The 15795-nt window shown below is 59.9% G+C and carries 17 protein-coding genes and 1 other annotated feature; of the genes, 1 reads left to right on the top strand and 16 read right to left on the bottom strand.

What is annotated here, in order from left to right:
• Positions 1–4: 4 nt before the first annotated feature.
• The 10 genes from trbE to ABD104_RS01180 all read right to left on the bottom strand — a co-directional run bounded on the left by trbE (position 5) and on the right by ABD104_RS01180 (position 9099).
• A complete protein-coding gene (trbE, locus tag ABD104_RS01225; protein ID WP_343927023.1) occupies positions 5–2449 on the bottom strand; it encodes a conjugal transfer protein TrbE in 2445 nt (814 codons plus the stop codon).
• A 12-nt stretch (positions 2450–2461) separates the two neighbouring features.
• The gene (locus ABD104_RS01220) at positions 2462–2734 is read right to left on the bottom strand and encodes a VirB3 family type IV secretion system protein (RefSeq protein WP_343927022.1); all 273 of its coding nucleotides are present in this window, start codon (positions 2732–2734) and stop codon (positions 2462–2464) included.
• Entirely contained in the window at positions 2731–3114 is a 384-nt protein-coding gene (locus ABD104_RS01215) for a TrbC/VirB2 family type IV secretion system protein (RefSeq protein ID WP_343927021.1), read from the bottom strand. Before ABD104_RS01215 ends, ABD104_RS01220 begins: the two co-directional genes overlap by 4 nt.
• Positions 3111–4163 carry a P-type conjugative transfer ATPase TrbB gene (trbB, locus tag ABD104_RS01210; protein WP_343927020.1) on the bottom strand — a complete coding sequence of 351 codons (1053 nt, stop codon included), beginning with the start codon at positions 4161–4163 and terminating at the stop codon, positions 3111–3113. The genes ABD104_RS01215 and trbB overlap by 4 nt, the downstream gene beginning before the upstream one ends.
• On the bottom strand, positions 4160–4624 hold the full coding sequence (locus ABD104_RS01205; RefSeq protein ID WP_343927019.1) for a CopG family transcriptional regulator: 465 nt from the start codon (positions 4622–4624) through the stop codon (positions 4160–4162). The genes trbB and ABD104_RS01205 overlap by 4 nt, the downstream gene beginning before the upstream one ends.
• Entirely contained in the window at positions 4621–6630 is a 2010-nt protein-coding gene (locus tag ABD104_RS01200; RefSeq protein ID WP_343927018.1) for a conjugal transfer protein TraG, read from the bottom strand. The genes ABD104_RS01205 and ABD104_RS01200 overlap by 4 nt, the downstream gene beginning before the upstream one ends.
• A gap of 236 nt (positions 6631–6866) precedes the next feature.
• Positions 6867–7145 (bottom strand): EexN family lipoprotein, encoded by a 279-nt coding sequence (locus tag ABD104_RS01195; protein WP_011516286.1) that lies wholly within the window; start codon positions 7143–7145, stop codon positions 6867–6869.
• Positions 7142–8086 carry a LysR family transcriptional regulator gene (locus ABD104_RS01190; protein ID WP_079767689.1) on the bottom strand — a complete coding sequence of 315 codons (945 nt, stop codon included), beginning with the start codon at positions 8084–8086 and terminating at the stop codon, positions 7142–7144. Before ABD104_RS01190 ends, ABD104_RS01195 begins: the two co-directional genes overlap by 4 nt.
• 91 nt (positions 8087–8177) lie before the next feature.
• Entirely contained in the window at positions 8178–8588 is a 411-nt protein-coding gene (locus ABD104_RS01185) for a SirB2 family protein (RefSeq protein ID WP_153995487.1), read from the bottom strand.
• A gap of 4 nt (positions 8589–8592) precedes the next feature.
• Positions 8593–9099 carry a cupin domain-containing protein gene (locus ABD104_RS01180; RefSeq protein ID WP_079767690.1) on the bottom strand — a complete coding sequence of 169 codons (507 nt, stop codon included), beginning with the start codon at positions 9097–9099 and terminating at the stop codon, positions 8593–8595.
• A 94-nt stretch (positions 9100–9193) separates the two neighbouring features.
• Between ABD104_RS01180 and ABD104_RS01175 the strand changes: the two genes are divergently transcribed.
• Positions 9194–10081 (top strand): LysR family transcriptional regulator, encoded by an 888-nt coding sequence (locus tag ABD104_RS01175; RefSeq protein WP_343927017.1) that lies wholly within the window; start codon positions 9194–9196, stop codon positions 10079–10081.
• A 42-nt stretch (positions 10082–10123) separates the two neighbouring features.
• Here ABD104_RS01175 and ABD104_RS01170 read toward each other — a convergent pair whose 3' ends face one another.
• From ABD104_RS01170 to ABD104_RS01145, 6 genes are all read right to left on the bottom strand, one after another.
• A complete protein-coding gene (locus ABD104_RS01170; protein WP_343927016.1) occupies positions 10124–10744 on the bottom strand; it encodes a pentapeptide repeat-containing protein in 621 nt (206 codons plus the stop codon).
• Positions 10734–11549 carry an anti-phage protein HrsA gene (locus ABD104_RS01165; RefSeq protein ID WP_234569302.1) on the bottom strand — a complete coding sequence of 272 codons (816 nt, stop codon included), beginning with the start codon at positions 11547–11549 and terminating at the stop codon, positions 10734–10736. The genes ABD104_RS01170 and ABD104_RS01165 overlap by 11 nt, the downstream gene beginning before the upstream one ends.
• Before the next feature lie 225 nt (positions 11550–11774).
• The gene (locus ABD104_RS01160; RefSeq protein ID WP_082737185.1) at positions 11775–12698 is read right to left on the bottom strand and encodes a zinc-binding dehydrogenase; all 924 of its coding nucleotides are present in this window, start codon (positions 12696–12698) and stop codon (positions 11775–11777) included.
• Positions 12699–12775: 77 nt separating this feature from the next.
• Positions 12776–13935, bottom strand: a protein-coding gene (locus ABD104_RS01155; RefSeq protein WP_425543304.1) for an IS3 family transposase whose coding sequence is annotated in 2 segments (ribosomal slippage) — positions 12776–13701 and positions 13701–13935 — 1161 coding nt in all. Because the reading frame shifts where the segments join, the coding sequence is not laid out codon by codon here.
• Positions 13592–13708 (bottom strand) — a sequence feature (AL1L pseudoknot). Its footprint overlaps the gene before it by 117 nt.
• Positions 13936–13952: 17 nt before the next feature.
• Positions 13953–14900 carry an IS5 family transposase gene (locus tag ABD104_RS01150; protein WP_343927014.1) on the bottom strand — a complete coding sequence of 316 codons (948 nt, stop codon included), beginning with the start codon at positions 14898–14900 and terminating at the stop codon, positions 13953–13955.
• Between the two features lie 67 nt (positions 14901–14967).
• Complete coding sequence (locus ABD104_RS01145; protein ID WP_343927013.1) at positions 14968–15762, bottom strand: anti-phage protein HrsA; 795 nt, start codon at positions 15760–15762, stop codon at positions 14968–14970.
• Positions 15763–15795: the final 33 nt, after the last annotated feature.

Raw genomic sequence — 15795 nt, 5'->3', positions numbered from 1 at the left:
TCTCCTATGAGTGGTCGGCGGTACGGAGGGAATCCGGCGCGAGGCCGGGGAACGAGGGCAGCAGGTCGGCCGCCCAATCGAGGCCGCGATGGCGCAGCCAGGCGCCCGCGAAGCCGGGCACGCCGGCGTCCAGCAGCACGCGGTCTATGTCGCGCTGGTCTTGCGGCGTGGATGCGCCTGCGAACGCCAGCGCCGCCGGCCCCAGGTCGAGGTCGAACAGGCGGTTGCCGAGCCGGGATTGGTAGTAGTAGTCGCGCTTGGGCTGCGCGGTGGCGACGATTTCGATCTGCCGCCTGTTGAGGCCGAAGCCCTCGTAGATCGTGCGAATCTGCGGCTCGGTCGCCTGCGGGTTGGGCAAGAAAATCCGACTCGCGCAGCTCTCGATGATCGCGGGCGCGATGCTCGAATCCTTGATGTCGGCAAGGCTCTGCGTGGCGAAGATGACGCTGACGTTCTTCTTGCGCAGCGTCTTGAGCCATTGCCGGATGCGCGCGGCAAACACCGGGTCATCGAGGAACAGCCACGCTTCATCGAGGATCAGCAGCGTGGGCGCCCCGTCGAAGCGTTCATCGAAACGCGCAAAGAGGTAATGCAGCACGGCCATGACGGCGGCCTTGCTGTGCATCAGCTCCTCCATCTCGAAGCACTGCACGTCGGCCATGCCCAGACGGTCGTGGTCGGCGTCCAGCAGCTTGCCGTGGGCGCCACCCAGCACATAGGGCGACAGCGCCTGCCGCAGCGTGTTCGATTGCAGCAGCACGGAAAGTCCCGTCATCGTGCGCTGCTCCACCGGCGCGCCGGCGAGACTTCCCAGCGCCGACCAGATAGCCGCCTTCTCGTCGGGGCCGACCGCCACGCCTTCGTGCAGCAAGCGGCCTTCGATCCATTCGGCGGCCCAGGTGCGGTAGCCCTCACGGTCGATGCGCGCGAGCGGCTGGAAGGCGATTTCGCCATCCGAGCCCAGGTCGTAGTGTTCGCCGCCCAGGCCGAGGATGGCGGCCCGCATGGAGCGGCCCATGTCGAAGGCGAAGATGCGCGAGCCGCGATAGCGGCGGAACTGCATCGCCAGCGTGGCGAGCAAGACCGACTTGCCCATGCCGGTCGGGCCTGCGACCAGCGTGTGGCCCACGTCGCCGATGTGCGTCACCAGCCGGAACGGCGTCGCGCCATCGGTGCGCGTGACGATCAGCGGCGGGCCGTCGAGGTGGTCGTTCTTCTCTGGCCCGGCCCATACCGCCGACACCGGCATCATGTGCGCCAGGTTCAGCGTCGAGACGATGGGCTGGCGCACGTTCGCATAGGCGTTGCCAGGGATCGAAGACAGCCAGGCATCCACGGCATTGAGCGTTTCGGGGATGGTGACGAAGCCCCGGCCCTGGATGGCGCGCTCCACCATGCGCAGCTTCTCGTCTGCGACGGCGGCGTCCTCGTCCGTGACGGTGACGGTCGCCGTCAGATAGCCGAAGGCAACTTGATCGCTGCCCAGCTCCTGCAAGGCAGCGTCGGCGTCGGCGGCCTTGTTGTTGGCGTCGGTATCGACCAGCGGGCTTTCCTGCTGGAAGATCGTTTCGCGCAGCAGCGCGATGACGTTCTTGCGCTTGGCGAACCACTGGCGGCGCAGGCGTGAAAGTTCCTTTTCCGCCTCGGCTTTGTCGAGGCAGAGAAAGCGCGTGCTCCAGCGGTACGCAAAACCGAGGCGGTTGAGGTCGTCCAGAATCCCCGGCCAGGTCGAGGTCGGGAAGCCGCGCACCGACACCACCCGCAGGTGCTGATCGCCTAGCATGGGCGCCAGGCCGCCGACCAGTGCGGAATCGGTGAGCAGCGCGTCGATGTGAAACGGCACTTCGGGCACGCCGACGCGGTAGCGCCGCGTCGAGATGGTCGCGTGCAGGTAGGTCAGCGTCTGCGCGTCATCGAGCCAGTCAATTTCCGGCATCACGCCGTCGAGCAGGTCAAAGACGCGATCCGTTTCCGCGACGAAGGCTTGCAGCCGCTCGCGCCAGTCCACGCCATTCGTCGGCGTGTTCTCGTAGAGCATCTTGGCTGCACGAGCGCGGGATTCCTCCGGCGGCAGGTACACCAGCGTCAGGTGATAGCCGCTCTCGAAGTGATGGCCGGATTCCTCAAACGCGGCCCGGCGTTCTTCCTCCACCAGCCACGAAAGCGGCTCGGGAAACTCCGAGCGCGGATAGTCGGCGGCCGCATGGCGCTCGGCTTCGATGAATAGCGCCCAGCCCGATCCCATGCGGCGCAGCGCGTTGTTCAGTCGCGCCGACGTGGCGATCAGTTCGCCTTGCGTCGCGCTGTCGAGGTCAGGCCCGCGAAACCGGGCCGTGCGCTGGAAACTGCCGTCCTTGTTCAGAACGACGCCCGGGGCGATCAGCCCGGCCCACGGCAGCCAGTCGGCAAGCAAGGCCGGGCGCTGGCGGTATTCGGCAAGGTTCAGCATGTCGGCATCCCCTCACACGTCCAGCAGCGGCTTGTGCTTGATGTGCCGGGCGAAGACCTGCATGAACTGCGGATCGACGCGAGCGCCCCACACGGCCAGCGAATGGCCGACGATCCAGAGCACCACGCCGGGAATCCACAGTTGCAGGCCCAAACCGACAGCGGCGGCCAGCGTGCCGTTGGCGATCGCCACGGTGCGCGGCGCACCGCCCAGCAGAATCGGCTCGGTCAGCGCGCGATGCAGCGGCACCTCGAAGCCGTCCGCAAAGGTGTCCGGGCCATTCATACGACCGCCCCGCCGGAGAAGCTGAAGAACGACAGGAAGAAGCTCGAAGCCGCGAAGGCGATGGACAGACCGAAGACGATCTGGATCAGCTTGCGGAAGCCGCCGGACGTGTCGCCGAAGGCGAGCGCAAGGCCGGTGGCAATGATGATGATGACCGCGACGATGCGTGCCACCGGCCCTTGAATCGACTCCAGAATCGACTGCAAGGGGCCTTCCCACGGCATCGAGGAACCGGCGGCCTGCGCGGTTCCGGCCAGGAACAGCAGCAGCGCGGCCAGCAGCAGCCCTTGCCCCGCAGGGCGGGCCAGGCAGCGCAGCCGCGCAAGACGCAAAGCCGGATTTACAGAAAAACGGAAAGCAGGAATGGTCATATGCGTCATGGCAGTTCTCCAAGTGAGTCAGGGGTTGGGGAAGTCGCCGCAGCGGGTGCGGCATTGGGAAGTGGCGGCAGCTCGGGAAACGGCGTTTCCAGCGCGTCCGCCAGTTGGTAGCCCACGCCGTCGAAGCCGACAACGCGAGCGATGCTCTCGATGCGGCGCTTGCGTCCGCGCCCGGCGATGTGGATCACCACGTTGACCGCCTCTGCGATCAGCGCACGCGGCGGGTTCACCGCCACTTCGAGAATCAGTTGCTCCAAGCGCAGCAGCGCGCCAAGCGCGGAACCGGCGTGGATCGTTGCGATGCCGCCCGGATGGCCGGTGCCCCACACTTTGATGAGATCCAGCGCCTCGGCGCCGCGCACTTCACCGACGACGACGCGATCTGGCCGCAGACGCATGGACGAGCGCACCAGCTCCGTCATGGACACCACGCCTACGCGCGTGCGCAGCGGAACGTGGTCGCGGGCCGCGCATTGCAGTTCCACCGTGTCTTCGAGCACCAGCACGCGGTCGCCGGTGGCGGCGATTTCCGCGAGCAAGGCATTGGCGAGCGTGGTCTTGCCGCTGCTGGTGGCGCCAGCGATCAAGACGTTCTGCCGCTCGCGCACGGCGCGAACGAGAAAGCCCGCCTGGGCGCTGGTCATCATCCCGTCGATGACGTACCGCTCCAGCGGGATCACGCCGATGGCGCGCTTGCGCAGCGCGAAGGCCGGCCCTGGCGCTGCCGGTGGCAAGATGCCCTCGAACCGTTCGCCCGTTTCGGGCAACTCGGCGGACAGCAGCGGCTGGCCGCGATGGACTTCTGCACCAACGTGGGCCGCGACCAGGCGGATGATTCGTTCGCCGTCCGCCTCGGGCAGTTCCACGCCCATCGGCGCGCGTCCACTGGAAAGCCGATCCACCCACAGGGTGCGATCAGGATTCAGCATCACCTCCACCACGTCCGGGTCTTCGAGCGCGGCGGCGATCAGCGGCCCCATTGCCGTGCGCAGCATCTGGATGCGGCGGTCGAGCGACGTGGCACTCATGGACTGCGGAACGGCGCTCATGACGCACGCTCCTGCGCTTGCGCGGCTGCCGCCGCGTCTTCCATCCTCATTGGGTCGGGATGCAGTTCCTCCACCACGTCGCGCACCAGGCTCCGGCCCCGCAGCAGGTGACGGCCCAAATGCTCAACGAACTGCTCGAACCGCGCCTTGCCCTGGGCGCGTGCGGCCTCTTGGTGCGCCTCGGGGACTGGTGTGCTGACCGTGAGGTAGTAGCGAATAAACAGCGCCAGCGTCTCGATCTGGATGTTCTGGTCGCGCTCCATGCGCTCGGCCTGGCGCGATAGGCGATCAAGCCGCTTGGCGATGGCTGCCTCGCGCTGGTCGGCGGCATCGGGCGACAGCCACGATGCGAGCGCCGCCGCGACGATGGATGACTTGGACACGCCTTTCTTGGCGGCAAGTTCGTCGAGCCGCTTGGCGTGCTCGGGCTGGATAAAGAGGTTCAGGCGATAGTGGCTCATAGCTCGATTCCGTCGTTGGGGTCGAGGGAAGCCAGCCGGGCCGTGCGCTGCATGGCTGGATCGAGCTGGCGAGGAAGCGGAAGCGGTAGGTCGTCGTCGTCATCGAGCAGCCCAAGGTCGGCCGCGGGAGCGGCCAACTCGGGGTCGTAGGCGACGGTTTCGGATAGCTCGGGCTGGCGGCGCGGGCCGCCGTCGTCAGCCGTACCCAAGTTCTCCAGGCCATCGGCGGATGCCGTGGCTGGTGCGGCAGGCACGGCAGGAATCGCCAGCCCGCTCCAGTCGTCGGCGCGTGCCGGCGGCGCGTCGGCATACTGCCCGTCCGCCAGCGCGGGCGGCGGCAGCACGCGACGCTTGAAATTGGCATCCGCGTAGTAGCGCAGCTTCTTCGCCTTGATCGGCGCCACGCTGGACACCATCACCACGGCCTCGTCGGGCGGAAGCTGCATGACTTCGCCCGGCGTCAGCAGCGGGCGCGCGGTTTCCTGGCGCGACACCATCAGGTGGCCCAGCCACGGCGCGAGCCGGTGGCCCGCGTAGTTGCGCTGGGCGCGCAGCTCGGTGGCCGTACCCAGCGTCTCGGAAATCCGCTTGGCGGTGCGCTCGTCGTTCGTTGCGAACGTCACGCGCACATGGCAGTTGTCTAGAATCGAATGGTTCTGGCCGTAGGCTTTGTCGATCTGGTTGAGCGACTGCGCGATCAGGAAGCTGCGGATGCCGTAGCCCGCCATGAAGGCCAGCGCCGTCTCGAAGAAGTCCAGGCGCCCCAGCGCCGGGAACTCGTCGAGCATCAGCAGCAGCTTGTGGCGGCGCGCGATGCCATCGGAACCATCGAGCGATTCGGTGAGGCGCCGCCCGATCTGGTTGAGGATCAGACGAATGAGCGGCTTCGTCCGCGATATGTCCGAAGGCGGCACCACCAGATACAGCGATACCGGATGCTCGGCCGCGATCAGGTCAGCGATGCGCCAGTCGCAGCGCGACGTGACTTCGGCCACCGTGGGATCACGGTAGAGGCCGAGGAACGACATGGCGGTGCTCAACACGCCGGAACGCTCGTTGTCCGATTTGTTGAGCACTTCGCGCGCCGCCGAGGCCACGACCGGATGCGGCCCATCGCCCAGGTGGGGCGTGGTCATCATCCGGTGCAAGGTCAGCTCGAACGGGCTGGCCGGGTCGGAGAGGAAGTTGGCGACGCCGCGCAGCGTCTTGTCTGCACCCGCGTAGAGCACGTGCAGGATGGCCCCGACCAGCAGCGCGTGCGAGGTCTTCTCCCAATGGTTGCGCTTCTCCAGCGCGCCTTCGGGATCGACCAGAATGTCCGCGATGTTCTGCACGTCGCGCACTTCATGCGCACCGCGCCGCACCTCCAGCAGCGGGTTGTAGGCTGCCGACTTCGCATCGGTTGGGTTGAACAGCAGGCAATGCGAGAAACGTGAGCGCCAGCCTGCGGTGATCTGCCAGTTCTCGCCCTTGATGTCGTGGATGACGGCCGAGGCCGGCCAGGATAGGAGCGTCGGCACCACCAGGCCGACACCTTTACCCGAGCGCGTGGGCGCGAAGGTCAGGACGTGTTCTGGGCCTTCGTGACGGAGGTACTGCCGATCATGCTGGCCCAGGAACACGCCGGCAGGCTGCGTGAGGCCGGCCTGGCGAATGTCCTGCGCGTTCGCCCAGCGCGCAGAGCCGTAGGTCGTGACCAGGCGCGCTTGACGCGAGCGCCATACCGACATGGCAATGGCGACGACCACCGCGACCATGCCGCTGGCGCCGGCAATGGCACCGCCGGTGTCGAAGACCTCCGGCGCATAGGCACCGAAGAAGAACCACCACTCAAACAGCTTCCACGGGTGGTAGATCGGCCTGCCAAGAAGATCGAACCAGGGCGAGCCAAGGCGTAGCTGATAGCCAAGGGCGGCTGCTGTCCATTGTGTGGCGCCCCACACGCCGGCGATCACGATGCCGAATACCACGGCAATCTGACCGAACAGCACGTTCGTCCCTTGCATGACCTAGCCTCCGATTTCTCCTGCGCTTTTTCCTCATGGAAAGCGCGGCACAAGGACGTGCCGCAAGCGTCAGAATCGGTGCCGGGTCAGTGCCGGTCAAAGACCGTTTAGAGCAGAAAGGTCGAGGAAAAAGAAAGAATGAGTGCGGTGGCGAGCCAAAGAAAAACGCCGCAAGCGCGGGCGCATTGCGGCGTGTCGAGAAAAAAAGTGAAGGCGAATCGGCGAGCGACCAACAGTCAGAACTTTGGCGACTCTTTCGGCGGTGTATAGGGCGTTTCGCCGTCCCCATAGAATCGCTTGCGCGTGGCTTCCGCCACTCGATTGCAGAGCACGTCTCCCACCTTGGGGCGGTCGGTTTTGCACTGCTGGCGCAGTTCTTTAAGCCGTTCGGGATTGGCCGCCAGTTCTTCCACCGTTGCAATATCCGCCTCCGACGTATTGGCCTTCTGAGGCACCTCAGATTGGCCGCAGGCAGTCAAGGCGACACCTAGCAACAGCGGAACGATCTTCTTCATGGCACAGCTTCCTCGGGTGGATTGGGGCGGTGGCCCATTGCGGATCGAGGGGTATCAGGTACTTCGATGGCTTGCACGCGCTCAATAAAGCGAGCCAATACATCTGAGGGTTCGCCTTCGGTGTGAAGCAGGTAGGTCGTCAATGGTGGCACGCGCGAAGCCAGTGGTCGTGCTACGACACCTGGTTCACGGCTCGCAGCAATATGAGTCGCGCCCGTCAGTGCTAACGCAAAGCCAGCCGATACCAGCGCCATCATTAAATTGCCAGTAGCAACCCGTTCAGCAATCAGCGGCTCCATGTCTGCCTGACGTAACACTCTATCAACGTGCTTTGCGTGACCTTCGCAGATCTGCGGATCGCAGAGGACCAACGGATAGCGCAATAGCTCATCCAAAGGTATTCGCTTGTGAGCCAGAAGTGGGTGTCGGGCCGGCACTGCCACCATAAGCGCATCGCTCCACACAGGTATTGCCACAATTCCATCGCCGACTTCATCGGACTGCGCGAAGCCGACGTCATACAAATCATTTTGAAGGCCTTTTATCTGTTGCGAAAGCGTCACCTCAAAAAACCGGAGTTCAATTTCCGGCTCTTCTTGCCGACAGAGCGCAAGCAATATCGGTAGACGCGACGGTGTGATGCCATCCGATAACGCAATGCGCAGTTGTCCCTGGAAGCCGTTGGCGACAGCCTTGACACTGTCCTGGGCTTGTTGAAAGGCAGCCATCACCCTGTATGCGCTCTCCAAAAAAAGTTGCCCCACGCGAGTCAATCTAGTGCTGCGCGTGGTACGTGAGAAGAGTGTCACCCCCAACTCTTCTTCTAGTTCTTTTATGGCTCGCGATAGCGGCGATTGCTCGATATGCAGTCTTTCCGCGGCACGGGCAAAATGCAGCTCTTCGGCTACGGCAATAAAGTACCTAAAATGCCTAAGATCCATACAAGCCCGCCGTAGGGAATCGCGCCCTGAGGTCATTCGTATCAGTCAAGCCTTGCAACCTGCTCTTCTATTTGCCGCTCAAGGCTTCACGTCACACGGGCTTGATCGTCATAAGGGCAGCTACTGCCAAGAAGAGCGCCGGCTTTACGCTGGATATCAAAATCCCGCCCAGCCGCCCTGGTACGTGTCGGCGCATTTGGCTTTCCAGCCACTCACTTCTTCTTGATTTGCCGGCTACCAATCCAAGCGCAATGAGAGTTAATGACGCAATTAACCAAGGTGACGCCATTATTTCCCAGCCAATCACGCTCACCAGCGCAAAGCCAGATAGGGTCAGCGCGATTCCGCTGATGGATATCATTCGACTAATTAGAGTCGTTGCCCTTTGCCAATCTGCCGAGGCCATTTTTGGTCGCGTATATGCCAGCACCGGAAGCGCCATCATGCTCCCGACAGAAACTATCGCCATCAAGACGTGAATGGTTTTAATTGATAAGTACACAAAACTACTCCTTGGCTACATCCCAATAATCTCCGCCCTGACCGACGCGAGCTATTTCATCAAATGCAGCCGCCTCGCCGGGAAGAGTGTGTGATTTGAATTTATTTGTATCCGGGTACTCCACAATGTCGATTGTTGGGTTAGTGCCTATGGCTATGTAACGCAATTCTTCGGTGCCGTCGTTGCGAATTTGATGCGCTGTTTCTGGGCCGCCGGCATGACATGAAATGAAATCGCCCTCGCGAATTGGATATGCCTTTTCCCCGTAGCGGAGCACTCCGCTACCAGAAATAATGAAGAAAAGCTCGTCGCTTCCTCTATGCGAATGAAAGGGAAAAGCGCATTTCCCGGGCGCAAGAACGAGCAAGTTGGCACCGAGTCTGCTGCTACCAGGCGTGCCGGCTAAGCGGGCCAACCGTGGCTCATAGCAAACGGCGCCTGCGCCCGTAGGTGCGTAGGGCGCCGGAAGAGGTTCGGGCTCAAGATTGAAGACATTGACAATTACAGACATGGCACGTTTGCTCACGAAAATAGTTATGTTGCCGGGTAAACCAGAAGATTGATATTGTTAAGATTGAACCTCTTACTAGACAGTTTTGTTCACCATGCCTGTACCCTACTGGGACGACCAGCGCATCTTGCTTGCGGTGCTAAGAGCGGGCAGCCTTCTGGGCGCTGCTCGCGTTCTTGGCGTAAGCCAGCCGACAATTCGAAGGCGCATTGAAGCCCTAGAAATCGCCTTGGGGGTAGCGCTTTTTACTCGCTGCGCTGCCGCGGTTGTACCCACACAGACAGCACTCGACCTTGTTCCCCATTTAGAGGCTATGGAACGAGCGTCTTCCGCTTTTCAACGTGGGGTCAGTGCAGACGCCAATGCACTTGCAGGCACTGTTCGCCTTGCAGCCAGCGAACTGTTGGGTGTCGAACTTCTTCCCACTATGCTGGAGTCATTGCGGACAGATCACCCTATGCTGTCGATCGAGTTGGCACTTTCTGATCGAGTCGAGGATTTGATCGAGCACGAGGCTGATATAGCCATTAGAACCGTAAAGCCGACTCATGATTCTTTGATTGCTCGACGTCTTGGAGTTTCCAAAGTCGGCCTCTATGCTAAGCCTGAATTTCTTGAGGCAAACGGAGAGCCAAGGAGCCTTGAGCAGCTCCGGGAGTGCCCATTGATTACGCCAGATAGAGCATCAGACGACTGGGCAACTCTTTTGCAGCTCGGATATCCATCTCATAGTCCGAAAGTAGTCCTCAGGGCTGACAATCATTTAGCACAGTTGGCAGCGGTTCGATCAGGTCTTGGCATAGGGCCGTGCCATAGCATGCTTGCCAAGCGTTATCAGCTCACCCGTGTGCTTGAGCAGGATTTCAACCTGGATGTAGATGTGTGGATTGCAATGCCTGAAAGCTCGCGAAATATAGCGCGAGTAACAGCGGTATTCAGATGTCTAGCTAACGCAATGAGTGACCTTCTTGCGGAGAGCTAACATAGAATTGCGAAAACCAATTCCACAGCGGATGAAAATACCCTAATCAACTCTAACCTCAAACCCAAGAGCTTGAGCAACAATTATTGTTTGGTCGATCGTAATAATTGCGCCTTTAAGCTGAACGTTTTCCGGCTCCAAAGAACTCAGATCACTTCCTCTAAGGTCACATTCGGAAAAATCCGCACTATGCAGCCAAGCACCCGATAAGTCTGTGTCGCGAATTGTTCCACCTTGGCATCTTGCCCCTGTGAGGTCGGCCTCCCTCAACCTGATACCCAAGAGCGATGCTCGGCTCAAATCGGCACCGGGTAATCCCACAAAGCCCCAATCGCCTCCGATGACTTGCATGTGGTGAAATTGGCAGTCATCAAACATGCTGCCCAAGAGTTTACATTCCAAGAACTTGCTGTCGAAGAAATTGCACGACACAAACGTGCAATTTACAAAAGCGCTGTCTTTGTGGATCGATGCGTTAAAGCGTGCTCGCCGGAAGGTACATTCATTAAAGACGCAGCCACTGGACTGCACTTCAGTTAAGTCAATGTCGACAAAAAGCGTATTGCTATATTCTTTTCTTAGCAACTCTTGCCCATACCAATCTGCGCCCGAAATCCTGTCGCTAGTTGGGGGTGCAGGCTCTCCATATTTTCTATCCGCCATTATCGGGTTCCGTTTCTTTTTTTAGCAAATGTGCAATTTGTGTGGATAGGTTCTGCCCTGACGCGACAATTGATTTATCCCCAATCGTGAAATTTCCTGATTCTGCATTAGTGACCAATGCGCCGGCCTCTTCAGCCAAAAGCGCACCTGCCAGCCAGTCCTCTACGTCACCATCCATAGACCAGTAGGCGTCGAGTCTTCCCGCCGCAACATATGCAAGCTGAAGTGATGACGACGCCATAATCCGTAAGGAAAACACAGCCGGGACGACCTTCTGTATAGACGCAATGGTCGCGTCGGTTGCATCCCTTCCGTCGAATTTAAAAGATGGCATCGTCGTAGCGACAACTGCGGCTTCAAGCAGCTTTCGATCTGACGATCTAATTTCTCTTCCATTCAGTGACGCCTGTTCGCCTTTGACCGCTGTGAACATTTCGTCCAGGACAGGATCGTAGACAAAAGCAGCCCTGGTTTCTCCATTCACTACCAGCGCGAGAGACGACGACCACAACGGGAGACCCATAAGATAATGGTATGCGCCGTCAATTGGATCATAGATCCAGGACGCCCCGGAACCCGAGCCGTTGCTGAACGACGCACCTGTGCGCTCAGAATATCCCCAAGAAATATCCGGGTATGCCTCTGCCAGTGCGGTCTTGAGTAAAGAGCACGCCCGAGAGTTGGCTTCTTTGACGTAGGAAATCATTCCCCCTGCATCTCGAAGGTTTCTTTCTGCTGGATTTTCTCTTAGTAGTTGAGTAACCGTTTTTAGGTGCTGGCTGCACAAATCCATATCCAGTTGCATAGCATTTTCCAACTATTCGCAGGACGTCCATGATCGCTCCGAACGATGTTGCCTGATACACTCACTGGGTCAATAAGTATGCGTATCGGGCCAAAAGATGCTATCCACTGGTGGTTCACGCGTTGGCGAGGACGTCTTGTTTTCCCTAAGCCATCAAACACAGGTCTGGGGTTCGACGTACGTAGAAAATAACGCGGTACAATGCCTGGTCTGCAGTATTCATTATCAGTTCTTGACTATCAAAACTGACTTTCCCGCCACTGCTCCCAGTTTGATTGCATTTAATATCTCAGAGGTCTGGCTCCAGCTGGCTTCTCTGGAAACATCGATAGTTAGAACGTTTTTGGTCACGAGATCGACAAGATGGCTAAGGTCTAAGTAATCATCCCCGCCAACTTCATTATAGACGAAGTGCTTTATGGTGAAACTCGAGCGATCAGGGAAGAAGCTGAAAAAGTCGATACTGGCTGCCTGTCCACTGGCGGCACCGAACCACATAACCAAGCCCTTGTGTGACAGTTTCAGGAGGGCCTGAGTTAAAGTATCTCCACCAATCGATTCGAGAATTACGTCAAACGGTTCTGATACATCATCGAGCGAATGGATGACTCTGGCCCCGCGTGCCTCAATGCTGTCTGTCTTCTCGATGGGTCGAGCCAGAGCTGTTACTGTTGCGCCGATATTCAACGCGAGTTGGACAGCCAAATGACCTACGCCGCCCGTTGCCCCGGTGATTAAGACACGATGCCCTCGACGAATGCCGGCCTCTCTTACCAAGCGCAAGGCAACCAGGCCAGCTAAGGGGAGTGCCGCCGCTACGGGATTGCTGATTTCAGCGGGGAGCGTGACCGCCTGCCGCGCGTGTGCGACTGCAAATTCCGCGCCGCCACCGCCATGGGGCGCATGAACCATGACCCTGTCCCCTCGTGCGGGGCCTGTCCCATCGCGCGCCGGTTCAGTAACGCGTCCAACGAAGTCGATCCCAACGCGCCACTGCGAGCCAGGTGCGGCGAGCCACAGGAAGTCGGGCCGATTAAGTGAGAATGCCTCCACCTCTACCAGAATTTCGTGTTCAGATGGTGAGGGCACAGCCACCTCTCCCATTTCTACTAAACGGTCAATGTTTCCAGTCGCGATCAATGCACGCATGTTGGTCACCTTTGGTTATATCACTTTCTGTAAGAGAGTGAACCGCCCCGGGAATCCCGGAGGCTGTTTGGTTTGAGTCACGCTGCCAAGGGCAGCGCGGCCTGTTGCCGATAGTAAGCCGCTTCAGCTTCTGCTGGCGGGATGTCCCCGATCGGTCCCAGCAGTCTGCGATGGTTGAACCAGTCCACCCAATCGAGCGTGGCCAGTTCGACCGCCTCCAGATTCTTCCACGAGCGCCGGTGAATGACTTCGGCCTTGTACAGCCCGTTGATCGTCTCGGCGAGTGCGTTGTCGTAGGAGTCGCCGACGCTGCCCACCGAGGGCTCGATGCCGGCCTCGGCCAATCGCTCGGTGTAGCGAATGGAGACGTACTGCACGCCGCGATCGCTGTGGTGGATCAGCCCGCCTTCGGTGGGCCGGCGCGCATGCAAGGCCTGCTCCAGCGCGTCGAGCACGAAGTCCGTGCGCGCCGAGGCCGACACCTTCCAGCCGACGATCCGGCGCGCAAACACGTCGATGACGAAGGCCACGTACACGAAGCCGGCCCAGGTCGAGACGTAGGTGAAGTCGGCCACCCACAGCGCGTCCGGCCGCGCGGCCTTGAACTGCCGGTTCACCTGGTCGCGCGGACAGGGCGTGGCCTTGTCGCTGATCGTGGTCTTCACGACCTTGCCGCGCACCACGCCGCGCAGGCCCAGACGCCGCATCAGCCGCGCCACCGTGCAACGGGCCACATCGAAACCTTCACGTCGCAGCTGCTTCCAGACCTTGCGCACGCCATACACCTGCCTGTTCTCGTCGAAGACGCGACGAATCTCGGCGCACAGCGCCGCGTCGCGCAGCGAGCGATTCGACGGCTCGTCCCGGCGCGCCGCCTGTGCGTAGTACGTCGACGGGGCGATCGGCAACACCTTGCAGATCGGCTCGACCCCGTACACCGCGCGGTGCGCGTCGATGAACGCCGTCATGGCTTGAACCGGCGGTCGAGCTCCGCCTGGGCAAAATACGCGCTGGCCTTGCGCAGGATCTCGTTGGCCTGCCGTAGCTCGCGATTCTCGCGCTCCAGCTGCTTGATCCGGTCCTGCTCGGCCGTCGTCACGCCGGGCCGCAGTCCGTGGTCCCGCTCATGCCGCCTAACCCACAGCCGCAGCGTCTCGGCCTTGCAGCCGATTTTGCCCGCGATCGACTGGATCGCCGCCCACTGTGACCCATGCTCGCCTCGATGCTCGAACACCATCCGCACCGCGCGCTCCCTTACTTTGCCAGCACCAAGTTCGCCAACGCAAACAGACTGAACAACTGCGCGGTGTTTTTTAACAGACCCCGATAACGCACCTTGCGGTGGCGAAAGAGATTCTTGATCACATGGAAAGGATGCTCAACCTTGGCCCGGATCTGCGCCTTGGCGCGCTCCACCTGTTTGACCAACTCCTTCCGTGGCCCCTCCGGCAGCGCCTTGACTTGTCCCCGCTTGCGGGCAACCCGCCAATCCACGGGGAGGTCTTTCAGCTCTTCGCGCTTTTCCACACCCACATAGCCGGCATCCGCGTAAACCTCTTGCTCCTGGCCGTGTAGCAGGTTTCCGGTCTGGCTGATATCCGACACATTCGCCGCCGTTCCGACCAAACGATGCACCAGACCGGAGGCGGCATCCACACCAATATGGGCTTTCATGCCGAAGTACCATTGATTGCCTTTCTTGGTTTGATGCATCTCCTGATCGCGCTCCTTGGCGCGGTTCTTGGTCGAGGGCGCGGCGGCAATCAAGGTGGCGTCCACGATCGTACCTTCCCGCATCAGCAGGCCTCGTTCCTCCAGCAGGGCGTTCACTTCGGCAAACAACTTCTGCGTCAGCTCATGCTTCTCCAGCAAGCGGCGAAACTTGAGCAGCGTGGTGGCATCCGGCACCGACTCCACCGCCAGATCAATCCCCACGAAGTTGCGTAGCGCCTGACTGTCGTAGATCGCGTCTTCCAGCGCTTCGTCCGCCAAGCCATACCATTGCTGCAAACAATAAATCCGCAACATCCGTTCGGCACCAATCGGTGGGCGTCCACGCTTGTGGGTGCCATAAACCGGCTTGACCACCTCGGTCAGACGCTCCCACGGAACCAGTTGCTCCATCTCCGCCAGAAAGCGCTCCCGGCGAGTTGTCTTTTTCTTGTGGGCATACTCGGCTTGGGCGAACGAGGTTTGTTTCATGGTTCCATCACACCGGTTGATTTCGACTGACGCTATGATAGCGGGATCGGCAAACCGCCGGAATTATTCAGCGTTTCCCTAGCAAATGTGCAATTTGTGTGGATAGGTTCTGCCCTGACGCGACAATTGATTTATCCCCAATCGTGAAATTTCCTGATTCTGCATTAGTGACCAATGCGCCGGCCTCTTCAGCCAAAAGCGCACCTGCCAGCCAGTCCTCTACGTCACCATCCATAGACCAGTAGGCGTCGAGTCTTCCCGCCGCAACATATGCAAGCTGAAGTGATGACGACGCCATAATCCGTAAGGAAAACACAGCCGGGACGACCTTCTGTATAGACGCAATGGTCGCGTCGGTTGCATCCCTTCCGTCGAATTTAAAAGATGGCATCGTCGTAGCGACAACTGCGGCTTCAAGCAGCTTTCGATCTGACGATCTAATTTCTCTTCCATTCAGTGACGCCTGTTCGCCTTTGACCGCTGTGAACATTTCGTCCAGGACAGGATCGTAGACAAAAGCAGCCCTGGTTTCTCCATTCACTACCAGCGCGAGAGACGACGACCACAACGGGAGACCCATAAGATAATGGTATGCGCCGTCAATTGGATCATAGATCCAGGACGCCCCGGAACCCGAGCCGTTGCTGAACGACGCACCTGTGCGCTCAGAATATCCCCAAGAAATATCCGGGTATGCCTCTGCCAGTGCGGTCTTGAGTAAAGAGCACGCCCGAGAGTTGGCTTCTTTGACGTAGGAAATCATTCCCCCTGCATCTCGAAGGTTTCTTTCTGCTGGATTTTCTCTTAGTAGTTGAGTAACCGTTTTTAGGTGCTGGCTGCACAAATCCATATCCAGTTGCATAGCATTTTCCAACTATTCGCAGGACGTCCATGA

Origin of the sequence: Pigmentiphaga daeguensis (genome assembly GCF_039523035.1) — a bacterium.
In the GTDB taxonomy this organism is placed as follows: Bacteria; Pseudomonadota; Gammaproteobacteria; order Burkholderiales; family Burkholderiaceae_B; genus Pigmentiphaga; species Pigmentiphaga daeguensis.
Note: the sequence above shows the minus strand (reverse complement) of the source record. Positions and strands in the feature narration are given on the sequence as shown.